The organism is Umezawaea sp. (assembly GCF_057122925.1).
This window is the reverse complement of sequence record NZ_DBNGPQ010000108.1, coordinates 1-5,653: the sequence shown is the minus strand read 5'-3', so window position 1 is coordinate 5,653 and position 5,653 is coordinate 1. Positions and strand designations below refer to the sequence as shown.

Here is a 5,653-nt window from a genome sequence, read left to right as displayed (position 1 = left end):
CCCTTGGTCGGGCTACTTGTCATGGGTGCGCTGTTTGCCGCATGAGCAGTGTGACCACGTCCTTGAGGCTTCCTCGTTGTTGGAAGGCCCGTCTTTGGCGGGCTGCGCCTGAGCCGTCCAGGAGGATCCTGTCCGCCGCGTCTGTCACCAGGTCGTAGTCGCCTGCTGCTTCCAGGGCTGGGCGGACCCATTCGACCAGGGCTTGGACCTGTTTGGACGCTTGCACGAGGCTGCCGGTGCGGAGGTCCACGTTCGTTCCCTCCACGCCGTCCCGTGCCGCTCGCCACATCGCCGCTCGGAGGACGTGGGGTGCCACGTCCAGCGCTGGTGCCCGCGCGCTCAGCGCCATGACCGCCACGCCCCTGGTGAGGGCGGCTATCAGGACCGCTTCGTCGACCGTGGCGGCCACGTCGCAGACGCGCAGTTCCACCGTCGGGTGGTTCGCGGACAGTCTCACGTCCCAGTAGACGGTGGCCGGGTCCATTGCGGCGCCGCTGTCCAGCAGGTTCCGCCTCGCCACGTGGTATTCCTCGGCGGAGCTGAAGTGCGGCGGTGCTCCCGCCGAGGGCCACGGGCTCCAGGAGAGGTAGCGCCAGGACGAGTAGCCGGTGTCGCGGCCGTCCGCGAACGGGGAGTTGGCGCTCAGCGCCAGCAGGACCGGTAGCCACGGGCGCAGGTGGTTGCTGATCAGCACACCGGCGTCGTCGTCCGGGATTCCCACGTGGACGTGGCAACCGCAGATGGTGAGGTCCTGGACCAGGCGCCCGTACTCGACCTCCATCCGCCGGTAGCGGGGGTCGTTCGTGAGCGGAACGGGTTTCACGTCGCCCAGCACCGGGGTGCCGGTGGCGACGATGCGGGTTCCGTGCGCCGCCGCCATCGTGCCCAGGACCGATCGGGTGGTGGTGAGCGAGGCGCGGACCTCGCTCATCGAGCGGCACACCGGTGTGGCGCTCTCGACCTGGAACTGGGTCAGTTCAGCCTGGAGGTCGTGCGGTGAATCGGCCGCCAGCACGTCGGGCGCCAGTGGTACGACGACCCCCGTCACCGCGTCCACCAGCAGGAACTCCTCCTCGACGCCTACGGTGAGGGCCTTGTCGAAGAGTGTCCGCGGACGGGGCAGTTGGCTGGCTTCGGTCGTGCTCACAGTGGCTCCCAGTGCTCAGGGTAGTCCGATCAATGCTATGAGTGACGAAGTCGGGGCACATGCGGCGTATTGGCGAACTGTGCGCGCGGATGGCGTCAGTTTCGGAGCCCAGGACGGCAGCAGGCTCCGAACACCCGGTGACGCCCGGCTTCGCGCACGCCCTACCTCGGTAGTTGTCGACGGTACGCCGGGACACGGCGAGGTGCTCGGCGATCCACTGGCTCGAACGGCCTTCCGCCGCCAGCCGGACCACGTCGCGTTCCCGCCTGGTCAGCGCGCTGCTGGCGACCCGGTCCCGCACACCGGCCGCGCCTGCCTCGGTGCCCGCCCACGCGATGGACTGCGCGTCGGCCGCTCCACACCGGCCCACCGCCACACCCCGTGCCGGTGCCGCAGCGATCCGCTGTCCACTCCGGACCGCGGGGTTTCCCGCGGCGGCAACGAGTTCCCCGACCGCTGGCTCACCTGGTCGAGCGCGTCGTCGAGCGCCCGGTCCAGCAGCCCGCCCACGGCGGCGGGCGACAGCTCGACCCGCTCGATCTGCCCCTCCTTCCACGACGACGTCGACGCGTCCGGGCACGGCTCCCCGTCCCGCACCGCCGGCACGGCCACCGGCGGCGCCCTGGTGCCCAGCGCGGGGCCCGCCTCCCGGCCTCACGGCCGTCGACCAGGTGATCACGCCGCCGGTCGGGGGGACCCGCTCTCCCCGACCGGCTCGCCGCGCAGCACGTCCGCCCGCTCGTCGCCCGGCCTGCCCAGCACCCAACTGCTGCCCCGCAACGACTTCGCCTGTGTCTTCAACGGCGCCAACAACCGCGACACCTCGCGGTACGACGGCACCGAACCCGCCCCGCAGACCAGCGTCGCGAACGACAGCGTGACCGCCATGCCCTCGACCTCGAACACCGCGTCCAGCACCCCGGTCGCCATCGGCACGATCTCGTCCAACCCGGCCACCACCAGGAAGTCGTCCCCGCCGACGTGCCCCACCTGCGCCGACGACCACTCCGCCGCCGCCTCCGACAGACCCCGCCCGATCGCCCGGATCAGCTCGTCACCCGCGGCGAACCCGACCCCGTCGTTGACCCGCTTGAACCCGTCCACGTCCAACCAGCCCACGGCGAAGAACTCACCCGACATGATCCGCCGGTCCACCTCGCGCTCGACCGCCTCGCTGCCCGGCAACCGCGTCAACGGGTTCAGCGCCGCCGCCTGCTCCACCTTCAGCTCGGCGATCCCGCGCACCACGTCCGCCACCCGCACCACACCCAGGCACCGGTCGTCGTCGTCCACCACGACCAGGTCGTCGTTGGTCCGCTCCCGCGCGGCGTGCGCCACGACCTCCAGCAGCTCCACCGCCGACGTGCCCGTCCCCACCAGGTGCGGCCGGTCCGCCAGCCGCGCCGCGTCGCGCTTGGCGTGCAGCGCGTGCCCGTACGGCCCGGTCACCGACAGCAGGAACCGGTTGCGGTCCACCGACCAGCGCGGACGCCCGTCGGGATCGACCAGGACCACACCGCTCAACCCCGGCTGGCCCGCCAGCACCTCGCGCACCTGCTCCGACGTCGCGTCCTCCGGCAGCGTGGTCGCGGGGTGCAGGAAGTCCGTCACCCGAGGGCCCGCCAACCGCCGGATCGGACCGGTGTGCGTCACCGCCTCCGGGTCGTTCGCCTCGCTCAACACGGCCGAGATGGTCGCGTTGACCTTCGGTCTTCGCGACGCCATCGCCAGCAGGTCGCCCTGCGCCAGCCGAACCCCGAGCCTGCGCAGCGCCACCAGCTCCGGCTCCGTCTCCACGCCCTCGGCCACGACCTGCGTGTCGGTGTGCTCGGCGATGTGCTGCAACGCCTGCACCAACGCCGTCGACGACGGGTCCTCCGGCAGCCCGGCCACGACCTCGCGGTCCAGCTTCACCACGTCCGGCCGCGCCTCCGTGAGCAGGCTCAGCGGCACGTCACCCTCACCGACCCCGTCCAGGCCGATGCGGAACCCGTCCGCGCGCAACCGCTCCAGACCGCGCACCAGCAGCCCGCGCCGCGCACGCGAGTACGGCGTGCCGATCTCGACCACGACGCTCGACGGGTCGCGGCCCGCGTCGCGCAACGCCCCGTAGAGCGGCGCGAGGAACTCCGGCCGGTCGGCGACCGTCATCGCCAGCAGGTTCAGGTGCAGCGGCAGCGTCAGGTCGTGGTCCGCCGCGAACCCGACCGCACGGCAGGCCAGAGCCACGTCGGTGTTCGTCAGGTACCCCGCGCGGTGGGCCGTGCGCAGCAGGTCCCGCACGCCGCCGTCCTGCGGTCGGGCCAGCGCCTCGACCGCGACGACACCCCCGGTGTGGAGGTTGAACAGCGGCTGGAACGCGAATCGGACGTCATCCAGCAACGCGGGCACCCGACGATCGTGCCTGGTCGACCCACCGCCTGCCGAGGTGGTTCACCAGGTGTTCACGACTTCTTCGACCGGGGTCAGCGATCCTGCGGCGCCAGCACCAGCGTTCGGCGCAACCGCCACGGCGCGTGGCGGAACAGCTCGGCCATCGCCCTCGTCGCCCCCGCCACGTCCTCGCGGTCGGACAGGTAGGAGCGCCGCAGCTCCTCCGGCAGCCGGAAGAACAGGTCGAAGAACTCCGGCACCTGCTCCGGCGGCATCGCCAGCAGCGCGCGCAGCCCGTGGCGGCGCATCGTGTGCACCACCTTCGCCGCGGGCGACCAGATGACCTGCTTCGCCGCCGCCCGCGCCGCCCGAGGCCCCTTCGGCAGCGCCTCGGCGACCGCCTCCGCCACCAGCGGAGCCAGCGTCAACGTCGTGGCGACGCTGTACCCGGTCGCCGGGTGCACCAGCGCGGCCGCCGCACCGAACGTCAACCGCGCCGTCCGGTGCAGGTCCACGGGGAAGCGCACCTGCTCCTCCACCGTCGTCGGCACGATGCCGTGCTCCGCGAGCCGCGCGGCCAGCCGCGTCCGCAGCTCGGCGACGGGCAGACCCGGCCGCCGCGCCAGGGACGTCTCCTCCAGCAGCACCCGGTCCCCGCCGAGGGGGACGGCGTACAGGAAGGTCGGCCACTCCACACCCGTCACCGGCGGCTGCCGCCAGTCCATGACCAGCGCCTCGCCGTCACCCAGCACGGCCTTCGCCTCCTCCGCGGGGACGACGACACCCGCCGCGGTCTGCTCGACCCTGCCCCGGCTCGGCGGAGCCCCGGTGGCGTCGACCACCAGCGCGGCCGTCAGCGTCCGCCCGTCGGCCAGGCGCACGGACGAGCGGTGAGGGCCGAGCGCGATGCTCGTGGACTTGCCGACCTCGACGTGCACCGAGGGGGAGAGGACCTGGAGGCGCGCGTTGTCGAGGACCACGTACTCGCGGTCCAGCACGTGGTGCTCCGTGCCGACCGCGCGCGTCACCGGCGCGTGCGCGGCGATCGGGGCGCCTTTCGGCAGCTCGTCCGCCCACGCGCCGTAGGTCGACGTCCACGGCTTGTCGGGGCGGGGGTCCACGAGTGTCGTTTCCAGTCCCGCCTCCGCGCAGGAGCCCGCCAACGCCCGGCCCGCGGGCCCACCGCCCAACACGATCACGTCCACGGATCGACGTTATCCCGACGCCCGGCGTCGCGCCGCGCCCGATCGGGGGTGATTGCGCACGTCAGGACCCTGCGACTGCCTAAGGGGACCCCCGGTTTGGAGCCCGGACGACACGGGTGTAAGTTTCTCCCTGCCAGCGCGGAACGGGCCGGAAACGGAACGGAGCGGGGCACAACCCCCAGAACTACATGAAGTACCAGCGTTCCTTGCTGGGTCGGATTCCTCGAAGAGGCCGATTTGACAGGGGAAATGCGGTTCGGATAACTTCTGGAACATAGCAAACTGAATGCGAAGCGGGTTTCTGCTGAGCGAAACGGTCCGAAACGGCCGATTTGACAAGGCGAAAACGGAGTTGCTAAGCTTCAGACACAAACGAAATACCGAATACCTGCCCCGGATCGGGTCGCACAAAGCGAAACGAAATGGTGTGCGCGTGTTCTTTGAGAACTCAACAGCGTGCCGAATAGCCAGTAACTTATATGAACCCAGTCAATGGGTTTCCTTTGAGATCAAACTGGACAACTGACAGTAATGTCAGTGATTGTTCGGAGCGATCAAACAATTCATTATTGGAGAGTTTGATCCTGGCTCAGGACGAACGCTGGCGGCGTGCTTAACACATGCAAGTCGAGCGGTAAGGCCCTTCGGGGTACACGAGCGGCGAACGGGTGAGTAACACGTGGGTAACCTGCCCTGTACTCTGGGATAAGCCTGGGAAACTAGGTCTAATACCGGATATGACACTTCATCGCATGGTGGGGTGTGGAAAGTTCCGGCGGTACAGGATGGACCCGCGGCCTATCAGCTTGTTGGTGGGGTAATGGCCTACCAAGGCGACGACGGGTAGCCGGCCTGAGAGGGCGACCGGCCACACTGGGACTGAGACACGGCCCAGACTCCTACGGGAGGCAGCAGTGGGGAATATTGC

The 5,653-nt window shown here is 70.1% G+C and carries 4 protein-coding genes, 1 rRNA gene and 1 pseudogene; 1 reads left to right on the top strand and 5 read right to left on the bottom strand.

All coding sequences use genetic code 11. The features are described from left to right. Positions 1–19 precede the first annotated feature (19 nt). The 5 genes and pseudogenes from AC156L_RS24830 to AC156L_RS24810 all read right to left on the bottom strand — a co-directional run bounded on the left by AC156L_RS24830 (position 20) and on the right by AC156L_RS24810 (position 4,725). A complete protein-coding gene (locus AC156L_RS24830; RefSeq protein WP_330876616.1) occupies positions 20–1,147 on the bottom strand; it encodes a carboxylate-amine ligase in 1,128 nt (375 codons plus the stop codon). A 193-nt stretch (positions 1,148–1,340) separates the two neighbouring features. Continuing rightward, positions 1,341–1,400, bottom strand: a pseudogene (locus AC156L_RS24825) (hypothetical protein); the annotation flags it as partial. A 17-nt stretch (positions 1,401–1,417) separates the two neighbouring features. Then, positions 1,418–1,759, bottom strand: a complete 342-nt coding sequence (locus tag AC156L_RS24820) for a hypothetical protein (protein ID WP_330876615.1) — start codon at positions 1,757–1,759, stop codon at positions 1,418–1,420. Between the two features lie 63 nt (positions 1,760–1,822). Beyond that, the gene (locus tag AC156L_RS24815; protein WP_330876614.1) at positions 1,823–3,538 is read right to left on the bottom strand and encodes a GGDEF domain-containing protein; all 1,716 of its coding nucleotides are present in this window, start codon (positions 3,536–3,538) and stop codon (positions 1,823–1,825) included. Positions 3,539–3,612: 74 nt separating this feature from the next. After that, entirely contained in the window at positions 3,613–4,725 is a 1,113-nt protein-coding gene (locus AC156L_RS24810) for a lycopene cyclase family protein (protein WP_330876613.1), read from the bottom strand. 566 nt (positions 4,726–5,291) lie between these two features. On the opposite strand from AC156L_RS24810, the gene AC156L_RS24805 reads away from it, so the two are divergent. Then, positions 5,292–5,653 (top strand): 16S ribosomal RNA (locus tag AC156L_RS24805); the annotation flags it as partial.